The sequence below is a fragment of the Streptococcus hepaticus genome, from assembly GCF_043656315.1.
GTDB classification, from domain to species: Bacteria; Bacillota; Bacilli; order Lactobacillales; family Streptococcaceae; genus Streptococcus; species Streptococcus hepaticus.
The window spans coordinates 17,420-34,589 of sequence record NZ_JBINIY010000004.1; the positions used below are offsets into that span (position 1 = coordinate 17,420).

The window sequence follows — 17,170 nt, forward strand, 5'->3', positions numbered from 1 at the left end:
TTAGTCCTCCACTTTTGTAAAACTTAAATTTCCAGTTTGTCTAGGAATAAAAGCAAATTTCCCTAATTTCAAACTGTTAATGAACTCTCCATCTACCGCATAGAACTTACGATTATGCCAGTAGGCACTTTCAACACCACTTTCTAAAAAGACAATTCGTTCATTTTCTATTCTTAAAACAATAGGACTATTTTGTTCTCCAAGAATGATGTTTCCATTTTCAAATCTGATATATTTGCTAAGTTCCGTAAACTTCTTGGCGTTTTCTCCATATAGCCTTTCTTGACTTTGCTTATATTGATTAAACTGAAAAGTAATAGCATTTGAGGTTTGCGTCATCAGCGTTTGAACTGATTGAAGCAGTTCATCTGATTTTTCTTTGTTATAGTATTTTTCAGACACTTCAAGCTTAATATCATTGGCAGATTGCTGGATGTATGAATTGGCTTCTCTAATTGCTCTAACAATCGCTAGTGCATTTAACTCTTTCATGTTTTCTTTTATATTTTGATGCATCGTTTCAATGGAATGAATCGTATTAAACTGAGTGGTTGTGAGTGTTTTTTCTTCACTACCGATTGTTAGAACATTACTTTCAGGATGTAGTAAATCAAGAGATAAGCCACTAATTAACATCCGCTCATTAATGTTTAAGCTTGGAACATTAACTTTTACTTTTTGTCCTAGATAAAAGGATGATACATCCTCTTCCGTTTTTGAAAGGTCCGCTGCTGTTAGCGTGATTTTGCTAAGTAGTTTTACAGAGTCAGCTAAATCTTTTCTTCCTACTCTAAGAAGATTTTGTGGGAGTGTAATGCCATCATGATGAACAACCTTTGTGATTTCGCCATACTTTTGAATCGCAGTTTCATCCCTTAAAGTCATCAAGCCATCATTAACACTTTCTATGGTTAGATAGGTTTCCTCGTCACTTTCTTCATCACTCATTTTTGCGCCAAGTGGAAGTATGATGGTTGCTAAATCTTCACTTAACCACTCCCTTTTAGCATCTAATAAGTTAACCGTTTGAGTGATTTCTTGCTCTCCTACATAATTTAGATCAGATACATAATCTAAGTACGCTTCATTGTTTTCATAACGAACATAAAAATAACCACCTAGTTTCTTTAAGAGCTTATCTCTTAAAAAAGACCATGTGGTTAAATACTCTAAGCTACCTCGAACAATATCACCACTTTCCGTATCGTTAGTAACGCTGATTGTTCCTAGCTTAAATTGTTTATCTTTTTGAACTTGCTTATTGTGTTCACTTAGTACTTTATTTAATACCGTTTGAACACTTTGTTTTCCAAAATGAAATGGTACTTGTATCGTATCATTGAAAAAGGCTAAAGCTCCTTCACACTCGATGGCTTCATTTTGAAATAGATCCACGCTCGGTGAAAAAGCACGACCTCTAAAAATGAGTTTACTATCGTCAAAGACTTTTATAATTGATTTCATATACTGTATACGACCATAAGACGGATTTGTCTTTGGAATAGTAATCACTAAATTCCCAGAAGCATTAATTTCAATATCAAGTCTTGCATCTATGACATCATACTCAGAAATCAGTGGATGATAAATCAATTCATCATCACAGTAGATTCGATACATTATAGCTCCTCCATTCTATACTGATAACTTAAGGTGCCTGACCCCGATAGGGTAAATTCGTTATTTCCTACTTCTAAAACAATACCTAGCTTATGTTCTCCTTGTGCAACTGAATACCTGTTTCCTTTATGTTCAATAATCGCATTTCCTGTTGTCTTAATTAAAATAGGAACGGGCATTCCTAGGTAAAGCACATGAATCGTTCTTGGAGTAGAACTTAAAGCAATACTTGATGACACTTCTTCATTAGAAATCTTAAATGGATAACAGTCAACACTTGCTTGAATGGTTGATTTCGCAGGATTTCTCTCATAAGAATGAAAGGTGATATTGCCTAAAAAGTAGCCATTTAAATGCGAGAACTCTACTTTTACTTGTTTATTCGTGGTGATTTGAAATAAAGCTGAACGCTTTTCTTCCCTATCTGTTTCACTTCCTGTCAGTCCAAGTGTCAAATTAATCGTTCGGTTATGAAAATGAGTAAAGCCTGTTAATGCTCTTGTCATATCTAAGTCACCATTTCGTCCAGGCACTGATACTTTATGAATTTTAGGCTCAGGAATGCCAATATCAAAGTGTTCAAGCACAATTCCCATCTCGTCATTAATATTAAAACCATCGATTGCTAATGTAATCATCCCCTTGACCTCCTTACAGCTAATTTACCTAAGCCACTATCAATGCTTGGAAGTAGCTTCCCAACAAGTGTGCCATCATCTAAATAAATGTTTTGTGTGCTGTTTTCTGCGATTATCGCTAAATATTTCTCCATTGTTTCCGTACTTCCAAGTCGCTCTGAAAACAGCTTATCCAAGTGACTATAAAACCCTTTTAATGGTAGGATGGCTTCTGCTCCTGCCTCACCACCTGCCATAAGAGATGACCCATTTAGGCCAAATACTGTTGGCTTTGTCATAATTCCACCTTCTTTGTACCAATCAATTGATAACCTTGGTACAGATGGTGGCATTAATGAAAAACTTCCTTTAATACTAAAATGTGGCAGTTTAATTTTAGGAAATGAAATCTTCATACCCGAGAAGAATCCCACAACTGAATCAATTGCTTTTTTGACGGTGTTCTTAGCCGCCTCAATTGGAGTTACAATCGCTGATTTAATGCCATTCCATACATTTGTTGCAGTAGATTTAATGCTATTAAATACTGTGCTGATCGTTGAAGAGACGGAATTAAAAACGGTAGAAACACTGGTTTTTATTCCATTAATAACCCCAGTAATGACTGATTTAATGCCATTCCAAATGTTACTAGCAGTCGTTTTAATGGAGTTAAATACGCTCGATACCACATTAAAAATAGACGACAACACAGTTGAAATAACGCTACTAATAGAATTCCAAATCGTTGTAAGGATACTGTGTATCGTACCCATCACCGTTTCAATCACACTGGATACAGCACTAATCGCATTACCTACAATGTTTTTAATGCTCTCCCATACAGACATAATAATCTCTTTACAGTTTTCCCATATAAATTGAAACGGTAGTGTGATGAGCGCAAATGCGCCTTGAATAAGAGCTACTAAAAACTGCAATCCAACATCAAGAATATTTTTTATTAGTTCCCAAGTGGTAGTAAAAAAGCTAACGATTCCATTCCAAGTTGTCATGAAAAAGTTAGCTATATTTTGGACGACAGTCATTACTGTTTGTGTGATGGTTTCCCACACACCTTTAAACCACTCAGTAATAGCACCCCAATTTTTAATCACTAAAATGATGGCTGCAATAGCAGCAATAATACCAGCGATAATTCCTATAATCGGTAATAACGATAGATTTAATGCTCCAAACCCCGTTGCAGCTCCTGTTGCAGCAACACCAGCTGCTGTAGTTCCAGCTGCACTTGCGCCTCCAGCTACCCCCATTGCAGTTGTCGCAGCACTTGTTCCAGTAATTAAACCAATAAGCGGTGCTAAAAGTCCTGTAATTGTTCCAATAGCCGATATTACTTTTCCAATGACAACGACAATTGGGCCTAATATAGCCACTAAAACACCAAATGAAACAATGGCTTCTTGCATACCTGGAGATAAGCTATCCCAACCCTTTTTGATATTCTTAAAAACTTCTGAGAGCTTTTCAAGCATAGGTTTTAAGACGGTCATCAACGTATTCCCAACTTCAGCACCGACAATTTTTAATTGGTTCATTGTAGTTTTGAAACTATCAATTGGATCAATGGTATTTTCAAAGGTTATTTCTACATTACCCAGATTATCTTGTAGGGAAGTGCCAAGTTCATTAAAGTTAAGTGATCCATTTTTACAAGCTTGATAAATTGCACCACCTGCTCTTTTACCAAAAAGTTCATAGGCTTTTTCTAAACCTTCTGTATCTGATTTCGCATTAACCATGCTATCTTGAATCTCTGCTAGTGCCTCATTGAGTGGTTTACCTTCAGCCGTTGCAGTCGCTAATGCTTTTGTAAGTCCTGTCATCACTTGAGAAGTATCTGCACCAGACATTTCGACATTGCCTAGAAAGTTTGCAGCATCACTTGCATTAAATCCTAGTTGTTGGAGCGATGCAGCATTTGAAATCATGGCACTTGTTAAAGTATCCATACTGATCCCTGTTCTCTGACCTACTGCATTCATCGTATCCAATAGGGCTCCAGCATCTTCTGTTGTAAGTCCAAAGGCTGCAATCACTTTTTGCGTGTTATCAATAGCATTAGATACATCAATGTTATTGATTTCGGCAAACTTGATAAACTTACTGGATAATTCTTCAAGCTTATCTCCTGTGACACCAAATCGAGTATTCACTTCTCCAATTGCAGCCCCTGCAGTAGCAAAGTCAGTCGGAATGCTTGTTGCAATGTTCTCCATGATGCCTTTCATTTCTTCAAGCGCATCACCACTTGCCCCTGTTTTAGTAACAATGGTATCTAAGCCTGCATCGACTTCATTAAAAGCACTAATAGATGCTGCACCAATCCCAACAAGTGGTAGTGTAAGATGGGTACTTAGTGTTTTACCAACTTCCTGTGTTTTATCACCTATCTCTTTAATTTTATCTCCAGCTTCTTTTACTGATAACGTGACAGCATTGGGTACTTTCTTGAATTCATCTTGTAGTTTGGATAATGACTGCTCTGTTTCGATAATTTCACGCTGTAAAGCATCATACTTATCTTGACCTAAGTCCCCATTTTCAAGTTGGACTTTAGCTTGTTTGTCAGCTTCTTTTAAGGCATCCAGTTTACTACTTGTTTCCTTAATGGCTTGTCCGAGTAATTTTTGTTTTTGCGATAATAACTCGGTATTCTTAGGATCAAGTTTTAATAACCTGTTCACGTCTTTTAATGCTGACTGCGTTGAACGAATGTTGTTATTGACTGATTTTAATGACTTATCTAATCCTGTCGTATCACCACCAATTTCAACAGTAATTCCTCTAATTCTTCCTGCCATATTGTCCTCCTTTCTTAAAAATGGGTATTAAAAAAGACCTTCTTTAAGGCCACTTATTCTTTAAAACCTATCAAACTCACTTTGTCCTGCTACTTTTTGATATTTAACACTATCGTTTCCTTTTTCAGTCCAAATATCTAAAACCATCCCGATAGATAATAAATCAAGTTCACTGATAGAAATACCTATCTCGACACATCGAAGTAGGAATAATGCTGTTGTCATTTCCCTACTACTTGATTGAACTTTTTTTTACTCTCAACTTCGACCCTAAGATTACTACCCCATAATTCTAGAATTTCGGGTAAGACTTCATAGATTGAAAACATCTCAAATTGATCTAACCATTCTTCAATAGTTGGTGGGATTGTGTTGTCCCCATGAAATGCCATAATATAGGCGACATTTTCAAAAATCTCTAAATCTTCAATCTCAAAATGACTATTATCTCCTTTATAGGATTTTTCTAGTTTCGATAAATCTTTAAAAATGTCACGCTTAAATTTCAAACGATATAGCCTTGGAATGGTGGCTGACGATTTGAATACTACCTCTTGGTTATTAATCATTATTTTCTTTTCTAACATTAGCTACCTGCCCTTCCTGTAGGTGATGCTGTTTCTGTTTTTGGTGTAGGTAAATACACACTCTTATACCAATTTTGATAACTTGTATCCTGAGTAGCATCTCCTGTTCTTGATTTCACTAAGCCATCTTCTCTAGGATCAGCGGTTAATGTTAATTTTTCTGTACCTGGGGAAATAGACTCTTCCTTCGTTTCCGATTCAATTGATGGTCTAGAAGTTGAACAGTTATATAGAACATGACGAATCGCTTTTTCATCGCCATCAAATTCAAAGAGTAATGCAAATTTTTCTGTTTCCTTAATGGATGCCTTCTCCACAAGCACTCCATTTTTGTCTAATTCTTCTTTTAAGATATCAGTTCTAAACCATTCAGGGATAAGTGCAATCTCTAAATCCCCACTGTATCCATTATTAGATGTCGACCTAAAATAGACGATCCCATCGGCATAAAATGGACTTGATTCTCCTTCAGCCTCTAAACTAATACTGACCGCACCTGGTATTGGCTTAGGTGTTTCGTAAGTAAATGTACCTTCTTGCGATTTTGTTAGTTTTGCAGCGTGTACATTTTTTAAATTATATTTGACTTTGTTTGCCATAATTTTTGCTCCTCCATTTCAAATGTATATAAAACTTCGTAGAGCGTTTCGCTCTCTATCCAAGTTTCATGTTTGTCATAGACAATCTCATACTTTTCTAAAATACTTTCTATCTTGCTTTCTAAAGTGATGTCTTTTTTATCTGTATAAAGTTCTAGATGAACCACTGATATTTTATGATGGATTTTCCCATCTGCTTTGAAGTGATTGGTACTTGGTAACAGATAAATTAAAAAAGGTGGACTTACCGCATTACTTTCTGCAAAGTGATGATAAGCATAAGGGAGATTCATTTCTTTAATCATGTTTATTAAACTAGTCATTTTCTAATATCTCCTTTACTTTTTGTTCAAATGAACTGACTGCTTGTTTCTCAGCATTTGCTATATGGGGCATTGCTCTTGTTCGCCCACCACCTCTTTTGGCATGTCCAAATTCAAGTAAATGCGTAAGCTGATACTTATTTCTAGAGTGAACCACTACACTCAATGAGCCACTTGTTTCTTTATCCCTTTTAACTGCCCAACTTTTCGCATACTTGCCACTTTTCTTTGGTGCGCTAGATTGGATCATTTCTTTGGTTTCTTTTCCAACTTCCTTGACGACTTTTTTTAGTTGTTCAGTTGTGACTTTTTGATATTTCTCTAATTCTTTTTGAATGGCATTTGCCATATCATCTACTTTAACTTTCATCTTTCCACCAACTGACAATGTAGCTTTAAGCTTTTCTTTCTAAAGTTCATATGGTCAATGCCTTTGATGTTATAAATTTTGTCATTAAATAATACTCTATGTTTTGTACTATCAAGATGACTCACTTCAGATGAGTAGCGAATCGTAAAATCTATTTTAGACCTATCCCATATTGCACCCACTGATGTTTGTTCAAGTGGACTTTCCTTACTAACCGTTGCAAAACAAGAATATATATCCGTCCACGCTTCTAGTTGATTGCCAATTTCATCCGTTGTCATGGTAGATTCTTGAATGATAATTCGAGTATTTAATAAGCTCACTTTCATTAGAATTCCGCCTTTCTAATTCCAAAAAGCAGACTTCTTAGTGTCAAATTTAGCTCCTTGTGGTTTGCTTCTTCTCTATGTTCATATAGATAAGCGACACTGTACAAAATAGCAGTCTTAACTTCTTCGCATAATAAAAGAGTAGACGTTTCATCTACTCTTAAAATATGCATACATAATTGTTTTGATGTTGCCAAAAGAGATTCAAGCAGTAAGTCATCATCACTTGAATCTACTCTGACATATCGTTTTACTTCTTCGAGTGTTGGACTCACTGCTTATCTCCTTTCTAGCCTTGAACACTTAAAATTTGAACTGCTTCTTTTACAATAAGTTTCGCATCAACTCTTTCTTTTGCCACATAACCAATCATGCCGTTTCCTGCAAATAACTCAGTTAATGCTTTAAATGAACGTGAACCACGATCTCCAATGTTGTAATAACTAATATCCCCAAAAGCAATCGCATTTTCTGGTGCAAATGCTGATGTATAAACTGGATAACCTAATAGTCTATCTGGCTCACCTTGTTGATAGCTTGGTTGCCAAATATAAGCACCGTTACTATCTTTGAATTTACGAATTTGCGCGATTGTCTTATCGTTTGTGATAAAGACTGCATTTTTACGATATGGACGTTTTAAGGCATGGACTAAGTTAATCACATCATCTGCTTTAATTGCAGATACCTTATCTAAGAACGTACCACCACTTGTCTCATTAAAGATACCGGTTGGTTTATTGTTACCATCACCATTTAAGAAGGCATCTTCTTCAGCATTGGCTAAGGCTTTACCGAATTGTTCTGTGATATACTCTTCTAAATCAAAAGCACTATCATAGAGTAATTCTTCTGTGACTTTAATTGCTACATGAAGTTTATGCGCATCAAGTAACATCTGCTTGAATGTCGCATCAGAGAATTTTAATTCCTCTCCCTCGTCAATCCAAGCTGCTGCTGGAGAGGTACCTGCGATATTAATTTTATGATTTCCTGATGTTTGAATAATCGTTGCTAGGCTTCGGATAATATTTTCTTCTTCAAGAACAGTAATTAAACGCTCATCATATTCTTCTGGAACTAAATAACCACCATCGGCATCCACACCTTCTTGCAGCACGTTAGATACTTGCTTAAAGTTTGTTCTAAGTGCTTTTAACATGCCATCTTTATATTCTTTACTTGCACGACCTGTCTTTTCTTGTTTGTCCTGGTGCGGTTTTTCAGTAATGGGTTTATTTATTGGTTTTGATAATTCTTTCTCCATTTGTGCCTCCCTTTGCATACGATCAATTTCTTGACTAAAGTTTTTAATCTTATCTTCCATTTGTTGGTACTGCTCCATGTGTTCTTTTGAAAGCAGTCCATCTTTGTCTTTGTTTGCTTCAACAAAAGCCTTCGCACCTTCCCATGCTTTATTTCTTTTTTCAATCATTTCTAAAATTTTACTCATACTATTTACCTCCAATTTTTCATTAAGTTGAGTCTTTCAATTAAGTCCTTTGACTTAACAGTTTCTTGTTTTGTATTGATTTGGCATTTTTCTGCTATCTTCTTTCTTAGTGAGTTTTCGACAACTACCTTTGAATATTGACTAGATACATTTGGTATTTCTATATCTGATTCTTCTCTTTCAAGTAGACCATCACAAAAACCAAGTTCAATCGCTTTATGCACATTCATCCATGTTTCGCTATCCATCATGTTGGATAATTTTTGTCTAGGAAGTCCTGTCTTAATTTCATAAGCATTCATGATGGACTCTTTGACTTGATCTAACATCGACATCGCTTGTTTCATCTGCTCTTTATCTCCAAAAGCAACCGTCATTGGATTATGAATCATCATCATAGATACAGGGCTCATCAATACCTTTGTTCCTGCCATTGCAATAACCGATGCTGCACTTGCAGCAATGCCATCAACCTTAATAACGACTTCTCCTTTATGGTCGATTAACATGTTGTAAATTTGTGCTGCTGCAATGCAATCTCCACCTGGAGAGTTAATCCAAACAGTAATATCTCCTTTGTGATTTTCTAACTCAGATTTAAAAAGCCTTGGTGTGATATCATCATCAAACCAAGACTCTTCAGCAATCGTGCCATTTAAAAATAAAATATGTTCACTATCATTTTTGGTCTTCCAGTTCCAAAATTTCTTCACTCGCATTGTCCTCCTTATTTATATTTGCAAATGCTCCTGCATTTTTTAGTGGGAGCATGTTCCCGTTAATGAGATATAAATCGCCACCTTCTTCTTTGGGAATTTTATCCAAGTTTTCAAGTGCCCTGATATCATTGGCACTCATCCAGCCATTTTGTCTACCGACTGCATAGCCATTCATTCTTGATTGGTAGTCACCACGAAGTAAACCATCTACATTAAACTTCACGTAGTATGTTGATTTTTCATTTTCCTTTAACAATCGTCTGTTGATGGCTTGTTCAAATCGAATAACCCATGGATCTAGGGTATACTTAACAAATTCTAGTGACTGTTGTTCAATATTAGAAAAGCTAGACTTCTCAAGGTCTCCCACCATATGAGGTGGAACTCTGAAAATTCTAGCTATCTCGTTAATTTGAAATTTACGTGTTTCTAAAAATTGTGCTTCATTTGGACTAATAGAAATCGGTGTGTACTTCATTCCTTCTTCAAGGATGGCTACTTTATGAGAATTACTCCCTGAAAAACCACGCATCCAACTTTCTCTTAAACTTTCAGCATTTTTAACTGTACCTGGATGTTCTAAAATACCACTTGGTGTTGCACCGTTTGAGAAAAACTTTGCCCCATACTCCTCTGCTGCAATAGACATACCAATCGCATTTTTTGCCATCGCAATAGGAGAGTAACCCATCAACCCATCAAATCCAAGTCCTGGAATATGAAGGACATCTTGAGTGGTTAGTAAAACTTTCTTACCATCACCTGATTGATATTCATAAAAAATGGTGTTGTGCTCATCCCTATCGACTTTCATCTTATCTGGCATGAGTGGATAAAGTCCTATCACATCACCTTTACCATTTCTAATAATTTGAGCATAGGCATTTCCCCAAAGTAATAAATGTGTCATAAGAGTTTCTCTAAATATAAAACTTGTCATTTCAGGATTGGGTTCATCATGTAGTAGATGATATAAGCTATGACTTGTTGCTTTTTTACTACCTACATCCGTTGTTTCATAGACATGAAGTGGTAAACTCGCTAATGTTTCCGATAAAATACGAACACATGAATAGACTGCAGTCATTTGCATTGCTGTTCTTTCGTTGACTCGTTTTCCACTAGATGAATGTCCAGTAAAAAATGTGTAGCTATTATGACTTAGTTTATTTTCTGGTTTATCTCTAGATTTAAATAAGCCACTTAATATTCCCATCGTTTCAATCTCCTTTTTCTCATCAAAAAAGCACCTATCAAATGACAGATGCTTTTAGTTTATTTAGTTTTCACTCTTATGTTTGCCTAATATATTAGAAATATTATCCCATGCAATCTTTTCAATAACATGGTCGTATAATTCTAAAAACTCCTCGCTTTCATCATCTTCCATGTTTGTCGTTAGCTTTAATAAAGGATGCATGATTTGTTGAATCATAACATAAGAGTTTATATCATTATGGTTTCGTAGAAATTCTTTAATTTTATATAGGAACATATCAACCTCCTATAAAAATCTTACTACAATTTCAAAAAATAAAACTATCATTATTGTTACGATTATTTAATAGATTTTAACCTAAAGAAAAAGCAATCCTCTATTATCATAAACACTCTCAATGTTCACATTCCCACAACGAATTGCTCTATCTAATGCCATTATGGTTGCAATCGCACCGTCAATTTTTTCTGTTGATTTTTCTTTATCTGCTTTAATATTTCCTGCAGGATCTGTTCGAATAAAAATATTATCCATATTCCATCTTAAAACAGGATGTCCACCATGTGCTATTTTTTGCTCTAAGGTTAGTTTCATTAATTCTTTTGTTGGTGGACTCATATCCTTAAACCCTTGTCCAAAGGGTACAACAGTAAATCCCATCGCTTCTAGGTTTTGAACCATTTGGACAGCACCCCATCTATCAAAGGCAATCTCTTTAATATTAAATTTTTCACCTAGACGTTCAATGAACTTTTCAATGTGTGCATAGTGAACGACATTCCCTTCAGTGGTGCCTATTTTTTCTTGCCTTTCCCAAATATCGTAAGGAACATGGTCTCGTCTTACACGAAAAGAAATGGTATCTTCTGGTAACCAAAAGTATGGCAGTATCACATACTTATCATCTTCATCAACTGGTGGAAAGACTAATACAAAAGCTGTAAGGTCTGTTGTTGATGAAAGGTCTAATCCTCCATAACACACCCTACCTTCTAATTCTTCTTCATTAACAACAAAGGAACAGGCATCCCATTTTTCCATCGGCATCCAACGGACAGCTTGTTTTACCCATTGATTAAGTCTTAGCTGTCTGAAGGCATTTTCTTCTCCTGGGTTTTGTTTAGCAGACTCACAAGCCATCTTTACCTTTTCAATCGGCACAGTTACACCAAGTGATGGGTTGGCTTTTTTCCAAGTTAATGGATCAGTCCAATCATCATTCTCATCTGCCCCGTAAATCACAGGATAAAAGGTTGGATCAACTTTCCTACCTTCTAAAATATCCTTTGCTTTTTGATGAGTTTCATAACATATGGAATTTGTATCTGTTCCAGCTGTTGTAATTAAAAAATATAACGGCTGTGTTCTAGCATCTCCTGATCCTTTTGTCATAACATCAAATAGTTTACGATTGGGCTGAGTATGAAGTTCATCAAAGACAACACCATGAATATTAAAACCGTGTTTTGAATAGGCTTCTGCTGATAACACTTGATAAAAACTATTGGTCGGTAGATAGACGATTCTTTTTTGAGAAGCTAGGATCTTCACTCTTTTATTTAACGCTGGACACATCCTTACCATATCAGCTGCCACTTCAAAAACAATACTCGCTTGTTGCCTATCTGCAGCACACCCATACACTTCAGCGCGTTCTTCAAAATCCCCACAACAAAGAAGGAGTGCAACAGCTGCTGCAAGTTCACTCTTACCCATTTTCTTTGGGATTTCTATGTACGCTGTATTAAATTGACGATACCCATCTTTTTTTACAATACCAAATAAATCACGAATTATCTGTTCTTGCCAAGGTAGTAGTTTGAATGGTTTACCTGCCCACGTTCCTTTCGTATGGGATAAACATTCAATGAAATTTACCGCATAATCAGCTAAGTCTTTGTTGTATTTAGATGTTTTTTGCTTAAACGGACTTGGTTTATATTTCACAGTTATCCCTCCCAAATTTTAGGTAATAAAAAAAGACCTTAATGGTCCAACTAACGAGAAAAAGAGCCTTCGCCTAATTTCCTTTTATTAAAATAAGTCATCTATTTTCTGATATTCTTTTTCTTTTATTTCGATTTCTTGCATTAAGCACTGTGCTCTAAATCCATTCTTACACACACTTAATTTTTGCTTTAGATCCTTGAGTTCTTGTTTTCTTCTCTTTAGCACTTCTATGCCATTTCCTTCTTTTGCATCAAGGTAGTCTATTTCAAAACGTGTCATTTATTTTCCCTCCAAGGCTAAGAACTCATCGTAGGAAATAAGTCCTGCATCATAAAGTTCGTAGTTTTCATTTCCTTGGTAGGCTAGTCTTAATTCTTCTTCTCTTTTAATTGAAAGCTTTACATATTCATTCCAGCCGATTTTTCCTTCATCATAAAGTTTTCTTTCTGGCTCTCTTTCGTAAAGTGCTTGTTGCTTTTCTTGTAATTTTCTTGTTGCTTCTTTGAATACTTCTTGTTTGTTCATCGTTGTTCTCCTTGCTTTTGTTATGTGTATATTCCCGTATAATCAAAATAATAGCAAGTTGTTTTTAAAGAAATATCGGCATTATTCTACTATTTTTTCAACTTTATCCACACCATAAATTACACTAAGAGAACTGCCATTATCCCAAGAAACAAGCAGTGATCCTAAATCATCAACACCTTTTACTGTTCCAAGTGTTCCAACAGGTAGTGCCCATGTATCATTCATTTCAATGAGTTTTACTCGAGTACCTTTTCGGTACTCAAGCCTCAAACTTTCAATTCTACTTTTCATTTTTTCCATCTGATTTACCTAATTCGTATGCTTCTTTTAGCATTTTTTCAATCCCCCACACTGACATGTCTAAATAATCATCACCATCGTTGTGTCGACTTTTCAAATCTCCTCGGTGTTCAACTGCGTAACTATGTTTTGCTGCAATGTCGTATAATTTCTTTTCTAGTTTTTTGTTCATGGTTTTTCTCCTGTGTTTTTCGTTACACTATATATCACTCTAAAGGACTTATTTATCAAGTTATTTCTGCATATTTCATCTAACATTTTTAACTTTTAGAACTTATCGTAACAAGTTTTTTCATAATGTAAACGACACAAGGAAGGGCTATTCCATTACCCCACATCTTATACTGAGCCGAGTCTGAATATGGATTTAAAAGCCATTTACGAATTTGCTTTTCAGATTTTGATTTTGTTTTACCATTAATGATTCGATACTCTTCAAACACATCTTTCCAAAAATTAAGTTCTTCAGTCGTAGGATTTAAAATAGATAAATCTTCACACCAATTATCTGGAAAGCCTTGTAGCCTTCCACACTCAGTTGGTGTTAATCGTCTTACCTTAAAGTTTCTCTCATTTACAATTGGTGGGTCTTTATAATCAGTTGCAACTAGAGTTCCCACTTCATTGGTATTTGCGATAGTATGGTGAGAATTCTTACTTGTTGAATAGACTACTGCAAGCCCACCTTGATTTCTATCTGGATTGTTTCCCCCAGTATCAATGGTTCTTGAAGTATCTGTTTCATAAATATTTGCCCTTACGTTTTTCGTGTTTTCGCTTGTAAGGCGAATATCATAAGTCTTGGCATTTACTACCAGTGGCTGATTGTTCCCACCTAAACCAAGATTTGCGCCAATTGTAGGGCTTATTTCAAGAGGACCGTTAAAGCGTGAGTCTTGTCCATGATTTTCAAAAACACATGGTGCTCTATTTCCTTTTGCCCTAAGAGTTGGTGTGTAATCGTTCGTTACATCCATTCGCTCGCCGCCATGATCATTTAAGCAGATTGTAGTGCCCTTTCTAAAACTTCTGGTAGTTTCTTTCCTCGAAGTTTCGCTCTGTTTAATATCCCCTGACAGGCTTTCTTGGTCAAATAATATTTCTCTGGCACGCTGTCCATTAAAATCTGCGACAAGAAAGATTCTTCTACGTCTTTGGGGAACTCCAAAATACCTCGCATCAAGCACTCGCCATGAGATAGAGAAAGTTCCTGCCACAATACCTCCGCTGTTAGTCCACTTTGTAGCTCTAGGGATAGATGTTTTATCTTCTTTGATTTTACAGATTTCTTCAAGGACACATCTAAAGTCTTCTCCCTTGTTACTTGAAAAGGCTCCTGGCACATTTTCCCAAATGATATATCTTGGTTTTTCTCCATTGGTCTTATCCCTCATTTCTTTTACAATTCGTATTGCCTCATAAAAAAGGTTAGACTTACTTCCGTCTAACCCTTCACGCTTTCCTGCGATAGATAAATCTTGGCAAGGACTACCAAATGTAATGATATCAACAGGATCTATTTTACTTCCATCAATCTTTTCTATATTTCCTAAATGTTTAACACTTGGTAGGTTTTTTCTAGTTACTAAAATAGGAAATGGCTCTACTTCACTATTCCAAATAGGAGTAATGCCTACCATCTGTGATGCAAGTTCAAATCCTCCAGAACCTGAAAATAAACTACCCATCGTTAGATTAGTCATTGGTATCACCTACAAGTTCTTTATATGGAATTTTATTTCCATCTCTTAGAACATACACATCATCAGAACTTCCAACTTGTTCAATGTATCTTTTTACGATAACATCGCAATACTTCTCATCAAGTTCAATCGTATAACAAACTCTATCTAACTGATCACTTGCAAGAAGTGTAGATCCACTACCTCCAAACATATCTAACACGATACTGTTTGTCATACTTGAGTTTTTAATCGGATAAGCAATAAGCTCAATTGGTTTCATGGTAGGGTGGTCTTTATTTTTCTTTGGTTTATCAAATTCCCATATCGTAGACTCTTTTCTTCCTGTATACCATTGGTGTTTTCCTTTTTTCTTCCAACCAAATAAAATCGGCTCATGTTGCCATTGATATGGACTTCTACCTAACACCAAGGATTGTTTCTTCCAAATACAAGTACCGGATAAATAAAAGTTTGCATCTCTAAAAGCTTTTCTAAAGTTATAGCCTTCTGTATCTGCATGAAAGACATAAATACTAGAATCACTTGCCATGACTTTTTCAGCTTGAGTAAATGCTAAAAGTAAGAACTGATAAAATGCACTATCTTCCATATCATCATTTTTAATTTTCCCTGCACTGCCTTCGTAGTTTACGTTGTATGGTGGATCTGTCACCACAAGATTAACCTTAGTATCTCCAAGAAGCTTTTTGTAGGTCTCTTCTTTTGTTGAATCGCCGCAAACTAAAGTGTGTTTTCCTAAATGCCACTTATCTCCAAATTTTGTGATTGCTTTTTTCTTTAGCTCTTCTTCAACATCAAAGTCATCTTCTTGAATCTCTTTTTCATCATCAAATAGCTTTGAGAGTTCTTTATCATCAAATCCAAGTAAATCCATATCAAATTCAAGTCCTTGTAGTTCCGATAATTCAATACTTAACAGTTCGTTATCCCAGCCAGCGTTTAATGCTAGTTTGTTATCAGCAATGATATAGGCTTTCTTCTGACCATCAGATAAGTGGCTTTCTTTAATACAAGGTATTTTTTCAAGACCTAACTTCTGTGCTGCATAAAAACGTCCATGTCCTGCAAGGATGGTATTATCTTCACTAACAATCACAGGATTTAGAAAACCAAACTCTTTTATACTTGAAGCAATCTGTGCAATTTGTGTGTCTGAATGTGTTCTTGCATTATTAACATAAGGAATTAGTTCATTGATGTTTGCTAAATAATACTGTGCTTCTTTTGACATAAATCACCTCTAAAAAAGACCCCACTCGGCTAGTTTTTCAAAACCACCAATGGAGTCTATATATTCTTTTGCGATATTTACGATATCTTCATAAGGAATGCCGTCAATGGTATCATCACCAATCGCACATGAGAATGTTACTGGCTCATTTAATCTTTGTGCTCTTAAAAAAGCATAGATATTTACAGATACATCGGCTTTAGATAAATCTTTACCGTGAAGTCCACCACCTGTTACGCTATCTGCCATATCGCTTCCAAGTTTTCTATTGGTAGCACCTGTATCGACATCTGGTCCACCTGTCCAATCACCTAGTGGATTTACAATGGCATTAGGATACTTAACTTTTAGAAACTGTGTATAAGCATTGCTTTGACAAATGATGAGTTTGTCATTATCTAAAATATACTTGCCATCAAATGGAAACTCTTGATAGATATTTCGTGCAATATCAGATAGTTTCTTTTGTTCATCAGTAATAGGCATCCCTTTAAAAATCCCATTATCTCCACATCTAATTTTTCCTTTTTGATTATTAGATAGATGAACATCTTGTTTTTCAAGCGTAATCTCGCATTTTAATTTTCCTGCGATTCTTTCGATAATTTTAGTGATTTCTTTTTTCGTAAGTGTCACTGTCGTTTCAATCACTACATAACACTTACCATGTCCAATTAATACTTCTACAGCAATCTTTGGATTTTCTTCTTTTGTGTATGCTAAATCAACAATCGCTCCTGCAATCCTATCTGCGATCTTATCAGGGTGCGACGGGTTTACTTTTTCAATCATAT

At 35.6% G+C, this 17,170-nt stretch carries 22 protein-coding genes; all 22 read right to left on the reverse strand.

The genetic code is table 11. From position 1 onward, the window contains the following. On the reverse strand, positions 1-1,620 hold the full coding sequence (locus tag ACHUFA_RS04800; RefSeq protein ID WP_394405059.1) for a phage tail protein: 1,620 nt from the start codon (positions 1,618-1,620) through the stop codon (positions 1-3). Then, positions 1,620-2,258 carry a hypothetical protein gene (locus ACHUFA_RS04805; protein ID WP_394405060.1) on the reverse strand — a complete coding sequence of 213 codons (639 nt, stop codon included), beginning with the start codon at positions 2,256-2,258 and terminating at the stop codon, positions 1,620-1,622. Before ACHUFA_RS04805 ends, ACHUFA_RS04800 begins: the two co-directional genes overlap by 1 nt. After that, positions 2,255-5,062, reverse strand: coding sequence for a phage tail tape measure protein (locus ACHUFA_RS04810; protein ID WP_394405061.1), 2,808 nt, complete (start codon positions 5,060-5,062; stop codon positions 2,255-2,257). Before ACHUFA_RS04810 ends, ACHUFA_RS04805 begins: the two co-directional genes overlap by 4 nt. Before the next feature lie 60 nt (positions 5,063-5,122). Next, positions 5,123-5,287 carry a hypothetical protein gene (locus ACHUFA_RS04815; RefSeq protein WP_185690661.1) on the reverse strand — a complete coding sequence of 55 codons (165 nt, stop codon included), beginning with the start codon at positions 5,285-5,287 and terminating at the stop codon, positions 5,123-5,125. Then, entirely contained in the window at positions 5,284-5,649 is a 366-nt protein-coding gene (locus tag ACHUFA_RS04820) for a hypothetical protein (protein WP_394405062.1), read from the reverse strand. The genes ACHUFA_RS04815 and ACHUFA_RS04820 overlap by 4 nt, the downstream gene beginning before the upstream one ends. Beyond that, positions 5,649-6,248 carry a major tail protein gene (locus ACHUFA_RS04825; protein ID WP_394405063.1) on the reverse strand — a complete coding sequence of 200 codons (600 nt, stop codon included), beginning with the start codon at positions 6,246-6,248 and terminating at the stop codon, positions 5,649-5,651. Before ACHUFA_RS04825 ends, ACHUFA_RS04820 begins: the two co-directional genes overlap by 1 nt. Further along, positions 6,221-6,571, reverse strand: a complete 351-nt coding sequence (locus tag ACHUFA_RS04830) for a hypothetical protein (protein WP_394405064.1) — start codon at positions 6,569-6,571, stop codon at positions 6,221-6,223. The genes ACHUFA_RS04825 and ACHUFA_RS04830 overlap by 28 nt, the downstream gene beginning before the upstream one ends. Next, entirely contained in the window at positions 6,564-6,941 is a 378-nt protein-coding gene (locus ACHUFA_RS04835) for an HK97 gp10 family phage protein (protein WP_394405065.1), read from the reverse strand. Before ACHUFA_RS04835 ends, ACHUFA_RS04830 begins: the two co-directional genes overlap by 8 nt. After that, positions 6,938-7,270, reverse strand: a complete 333-nt coding sequence (locus ACHUFA_RS04840) for a phage head closure protein (protein WP_394405066.1) — start codon at positions 7,268-7,270, stop codon at positions 6,938-6,940. The genes ACHUFA_RS04835 and ACHUFA_RS04840 overlap by 4 nt, the downstream gene beginning before the upstream one ends. Further along, on the reverse strand, positions 7,270-7,545 hold the full coding sequence (locus ACHUFA_RS04845; protein WP_394405067.1) for a head-tail connector protein: 276 nt from the start codon (positions 7,543-7,545) through the stop codon (positions 7,270-7,272). Before ACHUFA_RS04845 ends, ACHUFA_RS04840 begins: the two co-directional genes overlap by 1 nt. Positions 7,546-7,559: 14 nt before the next feature. Beyond that, positions 7,560-8,723 carry a phage major capsid protein gene (locus ACHUFA_RS04850; RefSeq protein ID WP_394405068.1) on the reverse strand — a complete coding sequence of 388 codons (1,164 nt, stop codon included), beginning with the start codon at positions 8,721-8,723 and terminating at the stop codon, positions 7,560-7,562. A gap of 5 nt (positions 8,724-8,728) precedes the next feature. Further along, positions 8,729-9,436, reverse strand: coding sequence for a head maturation protease, ClpP-related (locus ACHUFA_RS04855; RefSeq protein ID WP_428848823.1), 708 nt, complete (start codon positions 9,434-9,436; stop codon positions 8,729-8,731). After that, complete coding sequence (locus ACHUFA_RS04860) at positions 9,402-10,658, reverse strand: phage portal protein (protein WP_394405070.1); 1,257 nt, start codon at positions 10,656-10,658, stop codon at positions 9,402-9,404. The genes ACHUFA_RS04855 and ACHUFA_RS04860 overlap by 35 nt, the downstream gene beginning before the upstream one ends. 63 nt (positions 10,659-10,721) lie before the next feature. Next, on the reverse strand, positions 10,722-10,877 hold the full coding sequence (locus tag ACHUFA_RS04865) for a hypothetical protein (RefSeq protein ID WP_394405071.1): 156 nt from the start codon (positions 10,875-10,877) through the stop codon (positions 10,722-10,724). A 141-nt stretch (positions 10,878-11,018) separates the two neighbouring features. Next, positions 11,019-12,608 carry a terminase large subunit gene (locus tag ACHUFA_RS04870; RefSeq protein WP_394405072.1) on the reverse strand — a complete coding sequence of 530 codons (1,590 nt, stop codon included), beginning with the start codon at positions 12,606-12,608 and terminating at the stop codon, positions 11,019-11,021. Between the two features lie 87 nt (positions 12,609-12,695). Beyond that, positions 12,696-12,890 (reverse strand): hypothetical protein, encoded by a 195-nt coding sequence (locus ACHUFA_RS04875; protein ID WP_394405073.1) that lies wholly within the window; start codon positions 12,888-12,890, stop codon positions 12,696-12,698. Further along, positions 12,891-13,136 carry a hypothetical protein gene (locus ACHUFA_RS04880; protein ID WP_332060122.1) on the reverse strand — a complete coding sequence of 82 codons (246 nt, stop codon included), beginning with the start codon at positions 13,134-13,136 and terminating at the stop codon, positions 12,891-12,893. A gap of 81 nt (positions 13,137-13,217) precedes the next feature. Further along, positions 13,218-13,439: a DUF4314 domain-containing protein gene (locus ACHUFA_RS04885; RefSeq protein ID WP_428848824.1), complete on the reverse strand. Its 222-nt coding sequence runs from the start codon at positions 13,437-13,439 to the stop codon at positions 13,218-13,220. Beyond that, on the reverse strand, positions 13,420-13,611 hold the full coding sequence (locus ACHUFA_RS04890) for a DUF6900 domain-containing protein (protein WP_394405074.1): 192 nt from the start codon (positions 13,609-13,611) through the stop codon (positions 13,420-13,422). Before ACHUFA_RS04890 ends, ACHUFA_RS04885 begins: the two co-directional genes overlap by 20 nt. 88 nt (positions 13,612-13,699) lie before the next feature. Beyond that, entirely contained in the window at positions 13,700-15,142 is a 1,443-nt protein-coding gene (locus tag ACHUFA_RS04895; protein ID WP_394405075.1) for a DNA cytosine methyltransferase, read from the reverse strand. Further along, entirely contained in the window at positions 15,135-16,376 is a 1,242-nt protein-coding gene (locus ACHUFA_RS04900) for a site-specific DNA-methyltransferase (RefSeq protein WP_394405076.1), read from the reverse strand. The genes ACHUFA_RS04895 and ACHUFA_RS04900 overlap by 8 nt, the downstream gene beginning before the upstream one ends. A gap of 9 nt (positions 16,377-16,385) precedes the next feature. Then, entirely contained in the window at positions 16,386-17,168 is a 783-nt protein-coding gene (locus tag ACHUFA_RS04905; protein WP_394405077.1) for an S-adenosylmethionine synthetase N-terminal domain-containing protein, read from the reverse strand. Positions 17,169-17,170 lie beyond the last annotated feature (2 nt).

Bases quoted from the DNA above. Each gene is read 5' to 3' on its own strand.
- ACHUFA_RS04840 (WP_394405066.1), bottom strand. From the start codon at position 7,270: ATGAAAGTGAGCTTATTAAATACTCGAATTATCATTCAAGAATCTACC.
- ACHUFA_RS04810 (WP_394405061.1), bottom strand. From the start codon at position 5,062: ATGGCAGGAAGAATTAGAGGAATTACTGTTGAAATTGGTGGTGATACG.
- ACHUFA_RS04850 (WP_394405068.1), bottom strand. From the start codon at position 8,723: ATGAGTAAAATTTTAGAAATGATTGAAAAAAGAAATAAAGCATGGGAA.
- ACHUFA_RS04885 (WP_428848824.1), bottom strand. From the start codon at position 13,439: ATGGAAAAAATGAAAAGTAGAATTGAAAGTTTGAGGCTTGAGTACCGA.
- ACHUFA_RS04800 (WP_394405059.1), bottom strand. From the start codon at position 1,620: ATGTATCGAATCTACTGTGATGATGAATTGATTTATCATCCACTGATT.
- ACHUFA_RS04815 (WP_185690661.1), bottom strand. From the start codon at position 5,287: ATGACAACAGCATTATTCCTACTTCGATGTGTCGAGATAGGTATTTCT.
- ACHUFA_RS04905 (WP_394405077.1), bottom strand. From the start codon at position 17,168: ATGATTGAAAAAGTAAACCCGTCGCACCCTGATAAGATCGCAGATAGG.
- ACHUFA_RS04865 (WP_394405071.1), bottom strand. From the start codon at position 10,877: ATGATTCAACAAATCATGCATCCTTTATTAAAGCTAACGACAAACATG.
- ACHUFA_RS04830 (WP_394405064.1), bottom strand. From the start codon at position 6,571: ATGACTAGTTTAATAAACATGATTAAAGAAATGAATCTCCCTTATGCT.
- ACHUFA_RS04880 (WP_332060122.1), bottom strand. From the start codon at position 13,136: ATGAACAAACAAGAAGTATTCAAAGAAGCAACAAGAAAATTACAAGAA.
- ACHUFA_RS04805 (WP_394405060.1), bottom strand. From the start codon at position 2,258: ATGATTACATTAGCAATCGATGGTTTTAATATTAATGACGAGATGGGA.
- ACHUFA_RS04895 (WP_394405075.1), bottom strand. From the start codon at position 15,142: ATGACTAATCTAACGATGGGTAGTTTATTTTCAGGTTCTGGAGGATTT.
- ACHUFA_RS04860 (WP_394405070.1), bottom strand. From the start codon at position 10,658: ATGGGAATATTAAGTGGCTTATTTAAATCTAGAGATAAACCAGAAAAT.
- ACHUFA_RS04825 (WP_394405063.1), bottom strand. From the start codon at position 6,248: ATGGCAAACAAAGTCAAATATAATTTAAAAAATGTACACGCTGCAAAA.
- ACHUFA_RS04890 (WP_394405074.1), bottom strand. From the start codon at position 13,611: ATGAACAAAAAACTAGAAAAGAAATTATACGACATTGCAGCAAAACAT.
- ACHUFA_RS04820 (WP_394405062.1), bottom strand. From the start codon at position 5,649: ATGTTAGAAAAGAAAATAATGATTAATAACCAAGAGGTAGTATTCAAA.
- ACHUFA_RS04835 (WP_394405065.1), bottom strand. From the start codon at position 6,941: ATGAAAGTTAAAGTAGATGATATGGCAAATGCCATTCAAAAAGAATTA.
- ACHUFA_RS04875 (WP_394405073.1), bottom strand. From the start codon at position 12,890: ATGACACGTTTTGAAATAGACTACCTTGATGCAAAAGAAGGAAATGGC.
- ACHUFA_RS04900 (WP_394405076.1), bottom strand. From the start codon at position 16,376: ATGTCAAAAGAAGCACAGTATTATTTAGCAAACATCAATGAACTAATT.